This window comes from Spiractinospora alimapuensis (genome assembly GCF_018437505.1).
Lineage (GTDB): Bacteria > Actinomycetota > Actinomycetes > Streptosporangiales > Streptosporangiaceae > Spiractinospora > Spiractinospora alimapuensis.
The window spans coordinates 5587410-5604692 of the sequence record NZ_CP072467.1 but is presented as its reverse complement, the minus strand read 5'-3'; the positions used below and the strand labels follow the sequence as shown (position 1 = coordinate 5604692).

Sequence of the window (17283 nt, the reverse complement as noted above, 5' to 3'; positions counted from 1 at the left end):
ACACGAGGGCTCCACCCTGCCGGAACCACCACTCGCCACCGTTGCGGCCGCGGACGAGAAGCCCCCGCCGAGGTCGTCCGCGCGCCGACCGGGATCGGCCACCCGTGGCACGCGCACTCCGCGCCGTGGGTGGGGCGCACGCGAAACGCCATGGGCCCCACCGCGCCGACACCTGGCCACGACGAGGCTTCCCTCCGAGGGAGACGGCGACGGGTGGGCGGGAAACGGAGCTCCACCGCGTCCTCGACGGAGGATGACGATCCCTGCCTCCAACACCATGGCTCCCACACGACGGTGACAGCCGTGCGAGGCGCGTCGGCCGTGGGGACGGAGGACGCGCACTGTGTGCCCCTGGATGGCGCCCGTACCCCGGTCCGGTGGCACCGCGGAGGACTGCCGGGCGAAGCACGACCACCTCGAACGTCGGTGTCCCGGCACCGATACCGGATGGCGCACCCTCGCCATCGCCCCGTGGGTGACGCCCTGCGTGCGGCACGACGAACGTCGGCGGACGCGACCAGAGACACCGCCCCACGAACACACCACGACCCACACGGCGACGTCTACCTCAAGCGGGCACATACAGCCCCACCACGGCACGACGACCGGGTACGGGCGACGCGACGCACCTCAGGTTGCCGGCCAGGCGACGCAGGACCGCCGTGCCCGGCGTGGTCGACCGGGGAACACACGAAGCACGAGCACCACGAACAGCGGCCAGCACCGACACCGGATGGCGCACCCTCGCCATCGCCCCGTGGGTGACGCCCTGCGTGGGGCGCCATGAGCGTGGACGGAGCGGACAGAGACACCGCTCTCCCAACACGCCGCACCCGGCGACCCCTGCCACCACGCAGGATGGTGCGGTCCTCAACCACGGCGGTGGTCAACCGGGGAAACGCGAATCGCGACGAACGCGGACGGCGAGGGACGCCCGGTTCGTTCGCTCGGGCCTCAGGCGTCGGGGGCTTCGGCGTCGGTCCAGGTGATGTCGCCATCGCTTTCGACGATGTGGAGACCCTCGAGTTCGGCGAGGCGTTCGTCGGCGTCGGTGACGCCTTCGGCGTCCACGGCGGAGGCCTTCGCGAAGAACTCGCGTGCGTCCTTGTCCCGACCGAGCTCGAGCAGGACGTCGGCGTAGACGTAGAACAGGCGCGCGGCCCAGGGGCGGGCGCGGCGTTCCTGGAGTTCCGGGCCGTTGAGCTCGACCAGTGCCGCCTCGGGTTCGCCCAGGTCCCGGCGTGCGCCCGCCGCGACGATGCGCAACTCGACGCGTTCCTCGTCGGGGCGGTTCGCGAGCTCGGCGGAGTGAACCAGTTCGAGCGCCCGCTCGGGACGGCCCAGGCCGCGCTCGCAGTCCGCCATCACGGCGCGCAGGTTGTCGCGTCCGGACATACGGCGTGCGGCCCGCAGGTCCGCCAGGGCCTCCTGCCAGTTGCCGACGCGGTATGCGGCGAGGCCGGACGCCTCGCGCACGGCTCCGACCCGGGACGCCTTCTTGCGCGCGTAGACGGCGTGCAGGTGCGCGCGCTCGGGGTCCTCGTCCAGGTAGGTGCCGACCATCACCAGGTGACGGGCGATGTGGTCGGCCAGGGTCTTGGGCAGGGTGATGAGTTCCTGACGGATCTCCGCGTCGAGTTCCTGCGCGGTGACGCTCTCGGGGACCGGCGGCTGGTCGGGGTCCTTGGCCCGCCGCTCGGTGTCGGGACGCTGGTGGTCCCGTCGCCCTTGGCGGTCACCACCGCGCCCCCCACGCGAGGCGGGACCGCCGCCCCGGCGGCCGTCCCGGCCGCCGCGTCCGCCCTTGTCCCCATCGGGCCGACCGCGCCGATGCCCCTGATCGCCCGACGCGCCGCTGTCACCGCGGCCGCGGCCAGTCCCACCGGATCGCGGTCCGTCGCCCCGGCCGGATGGGTTGGTTCGGCCGCGCCGTGAGTCGTCAGTCATGGTCACCCGATGCACTTGAAAGCGCTGCCGCGACGCGCGCGGCAGCGCGAGGGAAATCTGTGGATTACGCTCCCTAACTTTACGTTATTCGCGCCCGGGAACCGCCCTCCGTGCCGGAGGGCACGGAGGGCGTCAGGGGAGTGATCACTCGTCTGGGGTTCCGGACTGCTCCCCCGAACCCGCCGGCGTTCGGCGGCGGGCCGCTGGGTAACGGATTCCCTCCACCATGCTGGAGATCCGTTTCGAGGGTGGTGGTGTCAGCAACGACACCACGACGGCGACGACGATGTTGACCGCGGCGCCGACTGCTCCGATGCCCTCCGGGCTGATCCCGAAGATGTGGTCGTTGGCCTCGGTTCCGAAGAGCTCCAGTGTGTAGAGCATGTAGCCCACGGTCAGGGTGAGGCCCGCGATCATGCCGCTCGCCGCACCATAGGCGTTGCAGCGTTTCCAGAAGATCCCCAGCACCAGGGCGGGGAAGAAGCTCGCCGCCGCCATACCGAAGGCGAAGGCGACGACCTCGGCCACGAAGGCCGGGGGGTTCATTCCCGCGAACATGGCGACCACGATCGCGCCGCCCATGGCGATCCGGCCCACGAGCAGCCGCTCGGAGTCCCCCGCGTTCTTGCGGAAACCGCGGAAGTAGAGGTCGTGGGAGACCGAGGACGAGATGACGAGCAGCAGACCCGCCGCGGTGGACATCGCCGCGGCCATGCCACCTGCCGCCACCAGTCCGACCACGGGCGCCGGGAGGCTGGCGATCTCGGGTGAGGCCAGGACCAGGATGTCGTTGTTGACGGTGAGGTCCGCACCGGCCGCGGGATCGTTGCTCACCGAGTTGATGACATCGGCGGTCTCACTGACCGTGACGAGTCCGGTCGTGGCCCAGTTCTCGATCCACGACGGCAGCGCGTCGACCGACGTCCCGTTCACGCCCTCCAGCATGTTGAACTTGGTGAACGCGCCCACCGCCGGAGCGGTGGTGTACAGCAGGGCGATGAACAGCAGGGCCCAGAAGGCCGAGTAGCGCGAACCGCGCACGGTCTTCGTGGTGTAGAACCGGATGATCACGTGCGGCAGCCCCGCGGTGCCGATCATCAGGGCCATGGTCATCAGGAAGACGTCGATCATCGGTCGCGTGGTGAAGGGGTCGGTGTAGACACCCAGGCCGAGCTGCACGGAGAGGTCGTTGAGCTCACTCAGGACCTGGCCGAAGGTCACCTGGGGGACGGGGATCCCGGTGATGACCTGCGCGACCGCGAACGCGGGGATCAGGTAGGCGATGATGAGCACCGTGTACTGCGCCACCTGCGTCCAGGTGATGCTCTTCATTCCGCCGAGCACCGCGTAGACGAAGATGATCACTGACGCGATCGCCACGCCGTAGATGATGTCGATGCCGAGGAACCGGCTGAAGACGATACCGCCACCGTTCATCTGCCCCACCACGTAGGTGAAGGAGATCATGATCGCGGCGACGGCGGCGATGGTCCGCACCAGCTCGGAGTACCGGTCCCCCACGAACTCCGGCACGGTGAACTTGCCCCACTTACGCAGATAGGGCGCCAGGAGGAGGGCCAGCAGGACGTAGCCACCCGTCCACCCCATGAGGTACACGGTGCCGTCGTAGCCCATGAAGGCGATGAGTCCCGCCATGGAGATGAACGACGCGGCGGACATCCAGTCCGCTCCGATCGCGGCGCCGTTGGCGACCGTCGGGATCCCCTGCCCGGCGACGTAGAAGCCCTCGGTCTCCTTCACCCGGCTCCGCCAGGCGATCACCATGTACAAGCCGAAGGAGGCGACGATGGCGATGGTGGTCCACAGTTGGATGTCGCTCATTCCGCGGCCCCCTTGTCGGTGGATCCACCGGTTTCGGGGTCAACCCCGGTCTCGTCCTCGCCGGGATCGAAGACGGTGTCCTCGGTGCGCTCCTCGACGCCGAACCTCTTGTCCAGGCGGTCCATCATCATCGCGTACACCAGGATGAGCACCACGAACACGTAGATGGATCCCTGCTGGGCGAACCAGAACCCCAGCGGGAAACCGAGGAAGGTCACCTGGTTGAGCTGTTCGACCAGGAGGATGCCAAAGCCGAACGACACGGTGAACCAGATGACGAGCAGGACGACCATCAGTCGGAGGTTGCTGCGCCAGTACTCCCTCCGCCAGTCACCGCCCGGGGGGCCCAGGCTTTCTCGTTCCGTATCGGTCACGATCACCGCTCCTCACTGCGCAGAGACTCTGACTCCTGTCGACCGGTGGACCCCCGTACCGGCCACTCCGGTGATCACGAGACCAGCGCATGTGGATCCCCTCACACAAGTGCGATCGCGGCGAACGGCCGATTTGTCCCGCCAACGGTCAACAGAACCCGGCGAATGGCACAAATCACACTCCCTGGCCGTTCAACAGCCGGATCGAACCGTTCAGGACGACGGTGGAACCGCCCGCTGGCTGTCCCCCAACACCGCCGAGGTGAACGGTTAGGATGCCGCCATGTCGTCCCTCCATGCCTCCGCCGCCGCGTCGCCGACCCGGCGGGTGCTCCACCAAGGCAGTATCGGGATGTTCCTCGGCGGTGGTCTGCTGTCGCTGGGCGCGTTCCTTCCCTGGGTTCTCACACCACTGGGTAACCATTCGGGGATGGGAGGGCCCGGGTTGTGGGTGCTGTGCGCCGGCGTGATCGCGATCGCCGGGGGGCTGCTGCCGTACCGGACCCTCGCGCTGGTCCACGCTCTCGTTCCCGCGGCGGTCAGCGGAATACTCGTGGGATGGCAGTGCGTCCACCTCATACAGCTCAGCGCCGCCACAGACAGTTGGGGCAAGGCGCTGCCGGGTATCGGGATGGTCCTCGTCGCGGGGGGTGTGGTTCTCCTCCTCAGGGCCGCACGGCGGATCCGTACCGCGACCTGAGTCGTGGACTCCTCCTCCCGTTTTCCCCCCGACCCGCTCGACGAGCATGACACCCCGGCCGAGGTGGACGCGGCGTTCCGGACCCTACGGCGCGTCGCCGTGGGACACGTGGTGGTGTTCGTCGGCGTCGTCGTCACGGTCCCCGTCCTGGCCGGGCTGCTCGGCTGGTGGTCCCAGGGACGCCTCGTCGGTGGGATGAGCCCGATGTTCGCCATGGCGGCGTTCGGGCTCTACGTGTTCTTCTTCGGCATCTGCCTCGCCGCGGCGACCCTGTCCAACGCGGTCGAGGGACGCATGCTCGGCGGCCCGAGCCGCGAGTCCCCACCTCCTGACCGAGCGCCACCCCGATGACCGCGAGCATTCTCCTGCTCGTGGTTCTGCTGGTGACCGTCGGTTCGGTCGCCGTACTGATCCGGCCACGGCGCGCGTCGACCTTCGAGTTCTACCTGGCTGGGCGGCGGGTGGGGGTCGTCACCAACGCCTGCGCGATCTGCGGCGACTACTTCTCCGCCGCGTCGTTCCTCGGTGTGGCGGCCGCCGTCTACGCCTCCGGCCTCGACGGCATGTGGTACGCGGCCGGGTTCGCCGCGGGGTTCGTCCCGGTGCTGCTGTTCATCGCGGCCCCCTTGCGCCGCTTCGGGGAGTTCTCGATCCCCGACTTCCTGAGCCGTCGACTCGGGTCCAGCACGGTCCGCCTCAGTTCGGTGGCAGTGGTCCAGCTCGTGATCCTCGCCTACCTGGTCCCCCAGGCGGTAGCCAGCGGAATCACCTGGGAACTGTTCGTCGGCTACGGCATCGCCGGCGTGTCCCCTTATGCCACCGGTGTGCTCGTGTCCACCACAGCCATCACCCTGATGGTCTCGCTCGGCGGTATGCGGGGAACGACGTGGACCCAGGCGGTGCAGTTCCTGCTCCTCCTCGCGATCTTCCTGTGGTTGGCCGCCATGGTCGTCGCCGCCGGGTTCGACTACGCGGGTGCCACCGCGGCGTTGTCGGCGGAGCCGCTGGCCAATCCCGAACTCGTCGACGGCGAGTGGCGGCTGGAGAACGTCACCAACCGGTTGGACTCCGACTCCTTCGCGTTCTTCGGTGAGCCCGGCGGCCAGTACAGCCAGCTCGGACAACTCGCCCTGATGTTCTCCCTCGCGATGGGAACCGCCGGACTCCCGCACATCATGAACCGCTACTTCACCAGCCCCACCGGCACTGCGGCCCGGATGACCACGGTCTGGGTTCTCGGGATGGCGGGCGTCTACTACACCCTGGCGGTCATGCTCGGCACCGCGGCCCGCTGGGTCGTCCTGGAGGAGGCCGACAAGACGGCCTGGCTCCGGTCGATCACCACCGACGGGGTGCTGCGGATCCCCGAGCACGCCCTCCTCGCCCTGGGGGAAATCTTCGGTGGCCGAGCCGGGCTCGGCCTGATCGCCGTGGGAGCGCTCATCGCGGTGCTGTCCACGATCGCCGGACTACTGCTGGCGTCGGCTGCCTCATGGGGACACGACGTCTACGAACGCCACATCAACCCCAAGGCCACCCAGCGCGAAGCCCTCTGGGTGGGGCGCGCCTCGGTGGCGCTGGTCGCCGCTCTCTCCGCGGCCCTGGCCCTGGTGATCCCGCCCGACTCCTTGGCCGGCGTCTTCCCGTCGATCATCGCGACGATGGTCACCTGGGCGTTCGTGCTGGCCGGTTCGGCGCTCACCCCGGTCTTCGTCCTGGCCATCTGGTGGCGCCGGACCACCGGGGCGGGCGGAACCGCCGGGATGATCACCGGCGCGGTCATCGCCATCGCCATGTGCACGGGAGGCGTTCTTGTCGGGGACACGAGTTACAGCGAACTCCTCCTCACCCCCACCATCGTCGCCGCACCGGCCGCGACGCTCGTCACGGTCGTGGTCTCGTTGCTGACCCGCCCACCGGAGGACATCGCGCGGATCTGGACCCGCATGCACGGAACGGCACGGGACCGGCGCGCGGTCCGCATCGCGCAGCTCACGCTGGCCGGGATCGCCCGACGCTCACGGGACCGCTCATGAGCAGCGGTAGCCTGCCGCTCGCCGGCGTCATCGCCGTCGCGTGGGCGATCGTCTACCTGGTGACCCAGCGGGTGAGCGAGCCACCGCTGGGCCCAGGAACCACGGTGGCGATCGGGGTCGGCATCACCATCGCTCTCGTCATGGGGTACCCGTCCGCTCTCCGTGGCCCTCGGAGCACCGGATCCCATCGTCTTCCGCTGACCGTCCAGCAACAGGGCAGACACGGTACGACGATCGCGGCGGTCGGTCGGTCGATGCCGCTGCGTTCCGGGCTGACCACCGACGGCGCACGCCGCACGGCACAGCTTCTCCAGCCCCTACTCGGGGGCGACTCCGTGGCCATCACCGACCGGGAGCGAGTACTGGCGTTCGTCGGCCCTGGAGCCGACCACCACGGGTCGGGTCCCTCCACTCAGATCACCGCGGCCAGCCGCGTGCTGGGTGGAGGCAAGACGGCGCTGGTCCGCCGACGCTCGGACCTCGGCTGCGCGAAGAACGACTGTCCACTGCATACCGCGGTCATCGCCTCGCTGACCGACGGCACCGAGGTGGTCGGCACTCTGCAGGTGTACCGGCGGGACGAGACCCTCACCCCCCGCGGTGTCGTCGAGGGACTCGCGGGAATCCTCTCCTTGCACCTCGAGCTCGCGGCACTCAATCGGCAGCAACGTCTCGCGGTCGACGCGAAGTTGGACGCGCTTCGGGCGCAGATCAACCCGCACTTCCTCTTCAACACCCTGAACACGATCGCGTCCAAGGCCCACACCGACGCCGAGGAGACCCGGCAGCTCCTCGTCCGGTTGTCGGACTTCTTCCGCTACGCCGTGCGCCAGGACGGGCACTTCGCGGAGTTCGGACAGGAGTACTTCTTCGTCCGCACCTACGTGGCGCTGGAACAGGCCAGGTACGGGGACCGGGTCCGGGTGCGCTACGACATCGATCCCCAGGTCCTGACCGCGCACGTCCCGGTCCTCATCATCCAGCCCGTCGTGGAGAACGCCATCAAGCACGGGCTCGCGGGCAAGGTGGAAGGAGGGACCGTCACCCTCAAGGCCCGGGTGGACCCGCTCACCCGCACCACGTCGATCCGCGTCACCGACGACGGTGTGGGGATCCCCGCCGACCAGCTCGCTCTCATCTCGAACGGAGAGCACGGCGAGGCCGACGGAATGGGGCTTCGCAATATCGCCGGACGCCTGGCATCTCTGTATGGGGAGCGATATCGTCTGGACATACAATCCACCGAAAACGGTGGAACAGTCGTCGATCTGCGGATTCCATTGGGTTGAACCATGCGCGCCCGCTGCCTCATCGTCGATGACGAGGCTCCGGCGCGGGCGGACCTACGGTTTCTTCTCGGCCGGTTCGACCGCGTTCAGGTCGTCGGCGAAGCGTCCAACGCCGAGGAGGCGTTGCTCCTCCTGGCCTCTCTCGACTACGACCTCGTGCTGCTGGACATCCGCATGCCCGGCGGTACCGGGCTGGACATCGCGCGCACACTGCGCGGGCGCAGCGATCCGCCGAAGGTCATCTTCACCACGGCCTTCCCCGATCACGCCGTCGAAGCCTTCGACCTCGACGCCGCGGACTATCTCGTGAAGCCGTTCGACGCCGAACGGCTGGCCCGGGCGTTGGACCGGGCGCTCGCTCCCGCACCGGAGGAGGCGACACCGAGCGCGCCGCAACACCGGTCGCCGGAGCCCGGCGAGGCCCCGCACCGCATCCCCGTACAGAAGGGCGACCGGACCGTCCTGGTCAGCGAGTCGTCCATCATCTACGCGGGGGCGGCCCGCGGCTACTCCTATCTTCAGCTCATCGACGGGCGGGTCCTCGTGAGCTTCTCGCTCAACGAGCTGGAGCGACGGCTGCGCGGCCACCACTTCTTCCGGGCGCACCGTTCCTACCTCGTCAACCTGGACTACGTCAGCGAGTTGGCGCCCGACTTCCGCGGGACCCTGCAGCTCGTCATGAACGACGATCGGCGCAGCCGGGTGGAGGTGTCGCGTCGCCAGGCACGGGAACTACGGCGGGTGCTCGGCCTCTGAGAGCCGGGCGATGACAGTTGTTGGTCTTGTTGTCGTCGGGAGGTGTGGTGTTGACGGTGCCGCGCACAGCAAGATCAACGGGGGTTGTGTGGGTATGCGTTTGAGGCCCTGTCGGTCCAGGTGTTCTGGATCGGCAGGGCCTCAAATCGTGTGGTGTTGTGCGGCGGTGTCCTACTCTCCCGCCCCGGCGTGGGGGTAGTACCATCGGCGCTGGAAGGCTTAACTGCCGGGTTCGGAATGGGTCCGGGTGTTTCCCTTCCGCTGTCACCACCGCACGTTCGTGTGGTTCGCGGTCACACACCCCTGTTGTGGGGTGTTCCCTCCGGGGTGTCCCGTGCACACGTGTTTGTGTGTGTGGGGACCCTCGGGGGGGTGTGTGTTTGTGTGTGCGCGAGTGTCCAGTGTGTTGTGGTGGGCAAGCCCTCGGCCTATCAGCACCAGTCAGCTCCACCCATTGCTGGGCTTCCACGTCTGGCCTGTCAACCCCATGGTCTCTAGGGGGCCTTACCCACTCGATGGTGGTGGGAGACCTCATCTCCAGGACGGCTTCCCGCTTAGATGCTTTCAGCGGTTATCCGTTCCGAACGTAGCCAACCAGCCATGCCCCTGGCGGGACAACTGGCACACCAGAGGTTCGTCCATCCCGGTCCTCTCGTACTAGGGACAGCTCCTGTCAAGTCTCCAACGCGCGCAGCGGATAGGGACCGAACTGTCTCACGACGTTCTAAACCCAGCTCGCGTGCCGCTTTAATGGGCGAACAGCCCAACCCTTGGGACCCGCTTCAGCCCCAGGATGCGACGAGCCGACATCGAGGTGCCAAACCATCCCGTCGATACGGACTCTTGGGGAAGATCAGCCTGTTATCCCCGGGGTACCTTTTAGCCGTTGAGCGACACCCCTTCCATACGGGAGTGCCGGATCACTAGTCCCTGCTTTCGCACCTGCTCCACCCGTCAGTGTCACAGTCAAGCTCCCTTAAGCACTTACACTCACCACCTGGTTTCCAACCAGGCCGAGGGAACCTTTGGGCGCCTCCGTTACCGTTTGGGAGGCAACCGCCCCAGTTAAACTGCCCACCAAGCACTGTCCCTGATCCGGATCACGGACCGAGGTTGAGGTGCCCAAGAAGATCAGAGTGGTATCTCACCAACGCCTCCACCCCCACTAGCGTGAAGGTTTCACCGGCTCCCACCTATCCTGCACAAACCCACCCAAACACCAATACCAAGCTGCAGTGAAGGTCCCGGGGTCTTTCCGTCCTGCTGCGCGAAACGAGCATCTTTACTCGTAGTGCAATTTCACCGGGCCCATGGTTGAGACAGCGGAGAAGTCGTTACGCCATTCGTGCAGGTCGGAACTTACCCGACAAGGAATTTCGCTACCTTAGGATGGTTATAGTTACCACCGCCGTTTACCGGCGCTTACATTCCCAGCTTCACCCCAAAGGGTTAACCAGTCCTGTTAACGTTCCGGCACCGGGCAGGCGTCAGTCCGTATACCGCGCCTTACGGCTTCGCACGGACCTGTGTTTTTAATAAACAGTCGCTTCTCCCTGGCCTCTGCGACCCCCACCAGCTCAACACGCACGGCGTATCACCGGCCGGGGCTCCCCTTCTCCCGAAGTTACGGGGACAATTTGCCGAGTTCCTTAACCATGGTTCACCCGAACGCCTCGGTCTACTCAACCTGACCACCTGCGTCGGTTTCGGGTACGGGCCGCACACACACTCGCTAGAGGCTTTTCTCGGCAGCACGGGATCACTCACTTCACCACAACGGCTCGGCATCACGCCTCACCCCTATGAGACCCGGATTTACCTAGGCCTCGGGCTACACGCTTACCCCCGGACAACCATCGCCGGGTAGAGCTACCCCTCTGCGTCACCCCATCACTTACCTACTCCCCCCTCAGGTCCCACAGAACCACAACAACACCCCCCGAAGGGAGCGAAGCACGATTCCATGGTTAGTATCAAGAGTTTCAGTATCGGGCGCGTGTATGCGGGTACGGGAATATCAACCCGTCATCCATCGACTACGCCTGTCGGCCTCGCCTTAGGCCCCGACTCACCCTGGGCGGATTAACCTGCCCCAGGAACCCTTAGTCAATCGGCGCCAACGTTTCTCACGTTGGTTTCGCTACTCATGCCTGCATTCTCACTCCCCCACACTCCACACCGGTTCACACCAATGCTTCACCGCGTGAAGGACGCTCCCCTACCAACCAGCCACAAAGGCTAGCTTCTCGGTTTCGGCGGTGTGCTTAGCCCCGCTACATCGTCGGCGCAGAACCACTCGACCAGTGAGCTATTACGCACTCTTTCAAGGATGGCTGCTTCTAAGCCAACCTCCTGGCTGTCTCTGCAACTCCACAACCTTACCCACTCAGCACACCCTTAGGGGCCTTAACCGGAGATCTGGGCTGTTTCCCTCTCGACCACGAAGCTTATCCCCCGCAGTCTCACTGCCATGCTCCACTTGACGGCATTCGGAGTTTAGCTGACATCAGTAACCCTCGCGGGCCCATCAACCAACCAGTCGCTCTACCACACGCCAAGAACCACACAACGCTGCACCTAAATGCATTTCGGGGAGAACCAGCTATCACGGAGTTTGATTGGCCTTTCACCCCTACCCACACCTCATCCCCCGGGTTTTCAACCCCGGTGGGTTCGGGCCTCCACGACCTCTTACAGCCGCCTCACCCTGGACATGGGTAGATCACTCCGCTTCGGGTCCACACCACGCGACTCAGACGCCCATTTAAGACTCGCTTTCGCTACGGCTCCCCCACACGGGTTAACCTCGCCACACAGCATGACTCGCAGGCTCATTCTTCAAAAGGCACACCATCACCCAACACAAAAGCATCAGGCTCTGATGGCTTGACAGCACACGGTTTCAGGAACTATTTCACAACCCCTCACCGGGGCACTTTTCACCATTCCCTCACGGTACTCAATCCACTATCGGTCACCAGGACGTATTCAGGCTTGACAGATGGTCCTGCCAGATTCACACGGGATTCCTCGAGCCCCGCGCTACTCGGGAAACACACCCACACACCACCGTGAAACTTCGCCTACGGGACTCTCACCCACTCCGGCGTCGCATCCCAACGACTTCGACTACCCCACGATGACACGCGACCCTCCGGCAGAAGGATCCAGCATGCTCCCACAACCCCACACACGCAACGGCCGCCGCCTATCACACGCGCATGGTTTAGCCACCATCCCCTTTCGCTCACCACTACTCAGGGAATCACGTATTGTTTTCTCTTCCTACGGGTACTGAGATGTTTCACTTCCCCGCGTCACCACCAACCGCCCTATACATTCAGACGGCAGCGACTCGACATGACTCGAGCCAGGTTTCCCCATTCGGACACCCACGGATCAACGCCCGGTTGACAACTCCCCGTGGACTATCGCGGCCTCCCACGTCCTTCATCGGCGCCTGGTGCCAAGGCATCCACCGTATGCCACACTCACTTGACCACCACAACAACAAGACACTCGCGCACACTATCCACAAACCAAAACCCCACCCGCGACCACCCACCACCCACAACCGTGAACAGCAGACAGCCCGGAAAGAAACCCACCCAAAACGGGCAGTGGCTTCTTCAGAGCCCAACAGCGCGCCCCCCACACCCACACTCCGCAGAGCATGACCATGGAGGACCGTAAGTTCTTGACACCCCACACACCCCCGCGGGTGTGTGTCCACTTTCGAGCCACCCGACAGGTCGGCACATCACGCGAGTGTGATGTGACTGCGAGCCTGTCTTGAAGGTTGAGGCTCCTTAGAAAGGAGGTGATCCAGCCGCACCTTCCGGTACGGCTACCTTGTTACGACTTCGTCCCAATCGCCGGTCCCACCTTCGCGCGCTCCCTCCCTTACGGGTTGGGACACACGCTTCGGGTGTTACCAACTTTCATGACGTGACGGGCGGTGTGTACAAGGCCCGGGAACGTATTCACCGCGGCAATGCTGATCCGCGATTACTAGCGACTCCACCTTCACAGGGTCGAGTTGCAGACCCTGATCCGAACCGAGACCGGCTTTTCGGGATTCGCTCCACCTCACGGCTTCGCACCCCGCTGTACCGGCCATTGTAGCATGTTTGCAGCCCAAGGCATAAGGGGCATGATGACTTGACGTCATCCCCACCTTCCTCCGAGTTGACCCCGGCAGTCTCCCATGAGTCCCCACCATGACGTGCTGGCAACATGGAACAAGGGTTGCGCTCGTTGCGGGACTTAACCCAACATCTCACGACACGAGCTGACGACAGCCATGCACCACCTGTCACCCACCCCCGAAGGGCACCACATCTCTGTGGATATAAGGGCGATGTCAAACCTTGGTAAGGTTCTTCGCGTTGCGTCGAATTAAGCAACATGCTCCGCCGCTTGTGCGGGCCCCCGTCAATTCCTTTGAGTTTTAGCCTTGCGGCCGTACTCCCCAGGCGGGGCGCTTAATGCGTTAGCTGCGGCACAGAACCCGTGGAAAGGTCCCACACCTAGCGCCCAACGTTTACAGCGTGGACTACCAGGGTATCTAATCCTGTTCGCTCCCCACGCTTTCGCTCCTCAGCGTCAGGAAAGGCCCAGAGACCCGCCTTCGCCACCGGTGTTCCTCCTGATATCTGCGCATTTCACCGCTACACCAGGAATTCCAGTCTCCCCTACCTTCCTCAAGCACGCCCGTATCCACTGCACACCCGGAGTTAAGCTCCGGGCTTTCACAGCAGACGTGACACGCCGCCTACGAGCTCTTTACGCCCAATAATTCCGGACAACGCTCGGACCCTACGTATTACCGCGGCTGCTGGCACGTAGTTAGCCGGTCCTTATTCCCCTCCTACCGTCAACCACGGCAGAAACCGTGGCCTACGCCAAAAGGAAAAGAGGTTTACAACCCGAAGGCCGTCATCCCCCACGCGGCGTCGCTGCGTCAGGCTTTCGCCCATTGCGCAAAATTCCCCACTGCTGCCTCCCGCAGGAGTCTGGGCCGTGTCTCAGTCCCAGTGTGGCCGGTCGCCCTCTCAGGCCGGCTACCCGTCACCGCCTTGGTAGGCCATCACCCCACCAACAAGCTGATAGGCCGCGAGCCCATCCCCGACCAGACGAATCCTTTCCACCCTCCACCATGCGGAGAAGAGTGAACATTCGGTATTAGACCCAGTTTCCCGGGCTTATCCCAAAGTCAGGGGCAGGTTACTCACGTGTTCCTCACCCGTTCGCCACTCACCAACACCCCCGAAAGGGTGCGGTGCGTTCGACTTGCATGTGTTAAGCACGCCGCCAGCGTTCGTCCTGAGCCAGGATCAAACTCTCCATCAAAGGCCAAACACACCCAACCAGCCAACGGCCAGTAGGTGTAAACCTTTAGAGAAATCTAATTCCCGACAAAATCAACCACAACACACCAACCATCCCGAAGAACGGTTACTGTGTTTCGGCTTGTTCATCAAAGGAACCCCTAAACAGGGGCAAACCATAAAGGCACAAGAACAAACGTACGCGCTGTTGAGTTCTCAAGAAACAACCACCCACCACCCACAACAACCAAACACCCCCGAAACCGGGAACCTTCAGCGTCTTCGCGTGGAAGCGGCTCTCTTCACTTTGTTAACCCCAATTTAGCATCCCCCCGAATTCCCCGCAAACCGGCGAATTCCGAGTGAAAACCCCTGGGATTTTCCAATCTCCGGCGGAAAACCTCTTGGCTTTCCCCGCCGTGGTTACTAGTGTAACCCCCACCCAGAGTCCTTCGACCCAGTTCCGCAGAACCAGACCGTGTGATCCAGGGAGTGAACTTCGCAGAGTGCTCCACGGTTCGGTCCGGGGGCTTGGCCTCCCACGCCCCGTGGCGCGATGAGTAACTCTATGGCGTGACCGGGGTGACGTCAAATCGGCCCGGAACCCGTGTGTGGACGGGGCTCCGGGCCTCCCGGTCAGGTGCCGATCACGACTCCGGCCACGTTCCGCTTGCCGCGGCGAAGGACCAGATACCGGCCGTGGAGCAGGTCCTCGTTCGCCGGCCTCGCGTCCACGTCCCCCACCTTGACGTTGTTGACGTACGCGCCGCCTTCCTGCACGGTGCGCCGCGCGGCTGATTTGCTGGCCGCGAGCTCAGTCTGGGCGAACAGGTCCACCACGGTGGGGCACTCCGCGAACGACGTCACCGTCGTGTGCGGCACCTCCCGCAGCGCGGCGTCCAGAGTGGCGGCGTCGACCTGGTCGAGCTCGCCCTGACCGAAGAGCGCCTGACTCGCCTCCCGGACCTTCGAGTACTCACCGTCTCCGTGGACGAGGCGCGTCATGTCCTCCGCGAGTGCGCGCTGCGCGGCACGCCGAGCCGGACGATCCCGCGTCTCCTCCTCCAGGCCGTCGATCTCCCCCCGCGTACGGAAGGTGAACTTGCGGAGGAAGTCCACGACGTCGTTGTCGTCGGTGTTGAACCAGAACTGGTAGAAGGCGTAGGGACTCGTCAGGTGGGGATCCAGCCAGATCGTCCCTCCTTCGGTCTTGCCGAACTTGGTGCCGTCACTCTTGGTCAACAGGTTGGTCGTCAGACCGTGTGCCGCGCCGTGCGGCTCGTTGCCCGCGATCCGTCGGATCAGGTCGAGTCCCGAGGTGATGTTGCCCCACTGGTCGCTGCCGCCCGTCTGTAGCGTGCACCCATAACGTCGGTACAGCTCCAGGTAGTCGTAGGACTGCAGCAACACGTAGCTGAACTCGGTGTAGCTCATTCCCGACCCTGCCAACCGGGTGCGAACCGTGTCGCGCTGGAGCATCGGGTTCAGGCTGAAGTGCTTGCCGATGTCCCGCATCAGTTCCAGGGCGGTCATCTCGGTGAGCCAGTCCGCGTTGTTGGCGAGGACCGCGTCGCTCGCGGCGGCCGGCTGCTCGGGATCCGCGAAGCGGAGGAACGCCGCGAGCTGATCCCGGATGGCGCCGACCCATCCCCGCACCGTCTCCGGGGAGTTGAGGGATCGCTCGGAGCTGGGCTTCGGGTCACCGATCAGTCCGGTTCCGCCACCGACGAGCGCGATGGGACGGTGACCGCACCGCTGGAAACGGGCCAGGGTCAGGATCTGCATCAGGTGACCGACGTGCAGGGACCCCGCCGTCGGGTCGAAGCCGCAATAGAGCGTGATCGGGCCGTCGGCGAGCGCCTTGCGTAGCTCGTCGATGTCGGTGGTTTGCGCGAGGAGTCCGCGCCACTCGAGTTCCTCGATGATGTCGGCCACGATCGTCTTCCTTCTCGTCCCTGCGTTGGACCTCTAACGCTATCGAGTCCCACGAGTACGACATCGATTTTCTGGCCGCATCCTCATTCCCGAGGTCACAGACGGGAACTCGGAAGGCGCCGAGCGGCGTGCCCGGCGCCGACACCGGGAGTCGAGTCGGTCAGGAGTCGCGGCGGTGGCGCGTTCCCGTCGGCGCCGGCAGCTCGTCCAGGGACTGCGGTCCCTCCGCCTCCAGTGAGTTCAGCACCTCGGCGTAGCGCAGTGCCACGATCTTGGCGAGTGTGCTGTGCGAGCCGAGGTCCTGGCAACGGCGGATCTGGTTGTCCGCGACGAGCCGGTCCACCACTGACACGTCCACCTCGTGCCCCAGGACGCAGGGCGCCAGGACCGGCCGCATCGACCCACTGTGGCGCAGCCGTTCGACGGTCTGCGCGAGATGGGTGGGATCGTCGATCGCGGCCGGGAGCACGGTGACACCCAGGCGCGCCGCGAGGAGAACCGCGGCGACACCAGCGGCCTCCAGGCCCTCCCCACCACCGACAGAGCCCACGATGACACCATCGGCCATCTCGGCGCTGGCCGCCACGACACTGATCAACCGCATCCGGTCGGCCCGCACGAAGCCCGCCTCGGCGAGGCGCATGTGCAGAACCTCGGCCAGCATGGGGTGCGGCCCCAGGGGCTCGGTGACACGAACCCGCGCCCCGCTGGCGGCGACCGCCGCCTCCACCTCCTCCTGGGCGGACCGGCGCGGACCCGCGGTGAAGGGCACTACGACGGCGTCGAGAGCGCCGCCGGAGCCGCGCTTCTCGGTGAGGACGTCGCGAAGGAGTTCGCTGTCCCCGCCGAGGTAGCCGACCCTGCGTTCGACCTCGGGTCGGTACGAACCGGCCAGGTCGACCATCCGCGCGGCGGCATCCTCGTCACCGGCCGCTCCCGGCACGGCGAGCAGGAGCGGCGGGGTACCGATCCATGAGTCGAAGGACAGCGGGTCCCGGTGGCGACCGGAACGACGCTTGGGGAGTGCTCGCGGGGGGAGCCCGCCAGGATTGGGTGCTGTGTCAGGATTCACGC

At 65.4% G+C, this 17283-nt stretch carries 10 protein-coding genes and 3 rRNA genes; 5 read left to right on the top strand and 8 right to left on the bottom strand.

Translation table 11 applies throughout. The features are described 5' to 3' along the window. Positions 1-954: 954 nt before the first annotated feature. The 3 genes from J4H86_RS25975 to J4H86_RS25965 all read right to left on the bottom strand — a co-directional run bounded on the left by J4H86_RS25975 (position 955) and on the right by J4H86_RS25965 (position 4163). Positions 955-1947 carry a tetratricopeptide repeat protein gene (locus J4H86_RS25975; RefSeq protein WP_236540934.1) on the bottom strand — a complete coding sequence of 331 codons (993 nt, stop codon included), beginning with the start codon at positions 1945-1947 and terminating at the stop codon, positions 955-957. A 144-nt stretch (positions 1948-2091) separates the two neighbouring features. Then, positions 2092-3789 carry a sodium:solute symporter family protein gene (locus J4H86_RS25970; RefSeq protein ID WP_236540933.1) on the bottom strand — a complete coding sequence of 566 codons (1698 nt, stop codon included), beginning with the start codon at positions 3787-3789 and terminating at the stop codon, positions 2092-2094. Continuing rightward, entirely contained in the window at positions 3786-4163 is a 378-nt protein-coding gene (locus J4H86_RS25965; protein WP_236540932.1) for a DUF4212 domain-containing protein, read from the bottom strand. The genes J4H86_RS25970 and J4H86_RS25965 overlap by 4 nt, the downstream gene beginning before the upstream one ends. 283 nt (positions 4164-4446) lie before the next feature. Between J4H86_RS25965 and J4H86_RS25960 the strand changes: the two genes are divergently transcribed. From J4H86_RS25960 to J4H86_RS25940, 5 genes are read left to right on the top strand one after another with little or no spacing between them, the layout of a single operon-like run. After that, complete coding sequence (locus J4H86_RS25960) at positions 4447-4863, top strand: hypothetical protein (RefSeq protein WP_236540931.1); 417 nt, start codon at positions 4447-4449, stop codon at positions 4861-4863. A gap of 3 nt (positions 4864-4866) precedes the next feature. Further along, positions 4867-5214 carry a hypothetical protein gene (locus J4H86_RS25955; RefSeq protein ID WP_236540930.1) on the top strand — a complete coding sequence of 116 codons (348 nt, stop codon included), beginning with the start codon at positions 4867-4869 and terminating at the stop codon, positions 5212-5214. Next, complete coding sequence (locus J4H86_RS25950) at positions 5211-6899, top strand: sodium/solute symporter (protein ID WP_236540929.1); 1689 nt, start codon at positions 5211-5213, stop codon at positions 6897-6899. The genes J4H86_RS25955 and J4H86_RS25950 overlap by 4 nt, the downstream gene beginning before the upstream one ends. Beyond that, a complete protein-coding gene (locus J4H86_RS25945; protein WP_236540928.1) occupies positions 6896-8188 on the top strand; it encodes a sensor histidine kinase in 1293 nt (430 codons plus the stop codon). Before J4H86_RS25950 ends, J4H86_RS25945 begins: the two co-directional genes overlap by 4 nt. Before the next feature lie 3 nt (positions 8189-8191). Then, positions 8192-8944, top strand: a complete 753-nt coding sequence (locus J4H86_RS25940; RefSeq protein WP_236540927.1) for a LytR/AlgR family response regulator transcription factor — start codon at positions 8192-8194, stop codon at positions 8942-8944. 158 nt (positions 8945-9102) lie between these two features. Here the strand turns inward: J4H86_RS25940 and rrf are convergent. The 5 genes from rrf to J4H86_RS25915 form a co-directional block, all read right to left on the bottom strand. Further along, positions 9103-9219, bottom strand: a 5S ribosomal RNA gene (gene rrf / locus J4H86_RS25935). A gap of 135 nt (positions 9220-9354) precedes the next feature. After that, a 23S ribosomal RNA gene (locus J4H86_RS25930) occupies positions 9355-12446 on the bottom strand. Between the two features lie 311 nt (positions 12447-12757). Next, positions 12758-14296: ribosomal RNA gene (locus tag J4H86_RS25925) — 16S ribosomal RNA — on the bottom strand. Together the 16S, 23S and 5S rRNA genes form the textbook arrangement of a ribosomal RNA operon. 614 nt (positions 14297-14910) lie before the next feature. After that, on the bottom strand, positions 14911-16209 hold the full coding sequence (gene tyrS, locus J4H86_RS25920) for a tyrosine--tRNA ligase (RefSeq protein WP_236540926.1): 1299 nt from the start codon (positions 16207-16209) through the stop codon (positions 14911-14913). A gap of 160 nt (positions 16210-16369) precedes the next feature. After that, positions 16370-17281 (bottom strand): sirohydrochlorin chelatase, encoded by a 912-nt coding sequence (locus J4H86_RS25915; RefSeq protein ID WP_236540925.1) that lies wholly within the window; start codon positions 17279-17281, stop codon positions 16370-16372. Between the last annotated feature and the right edge of the window lie 2 nt (positions 17282-17283).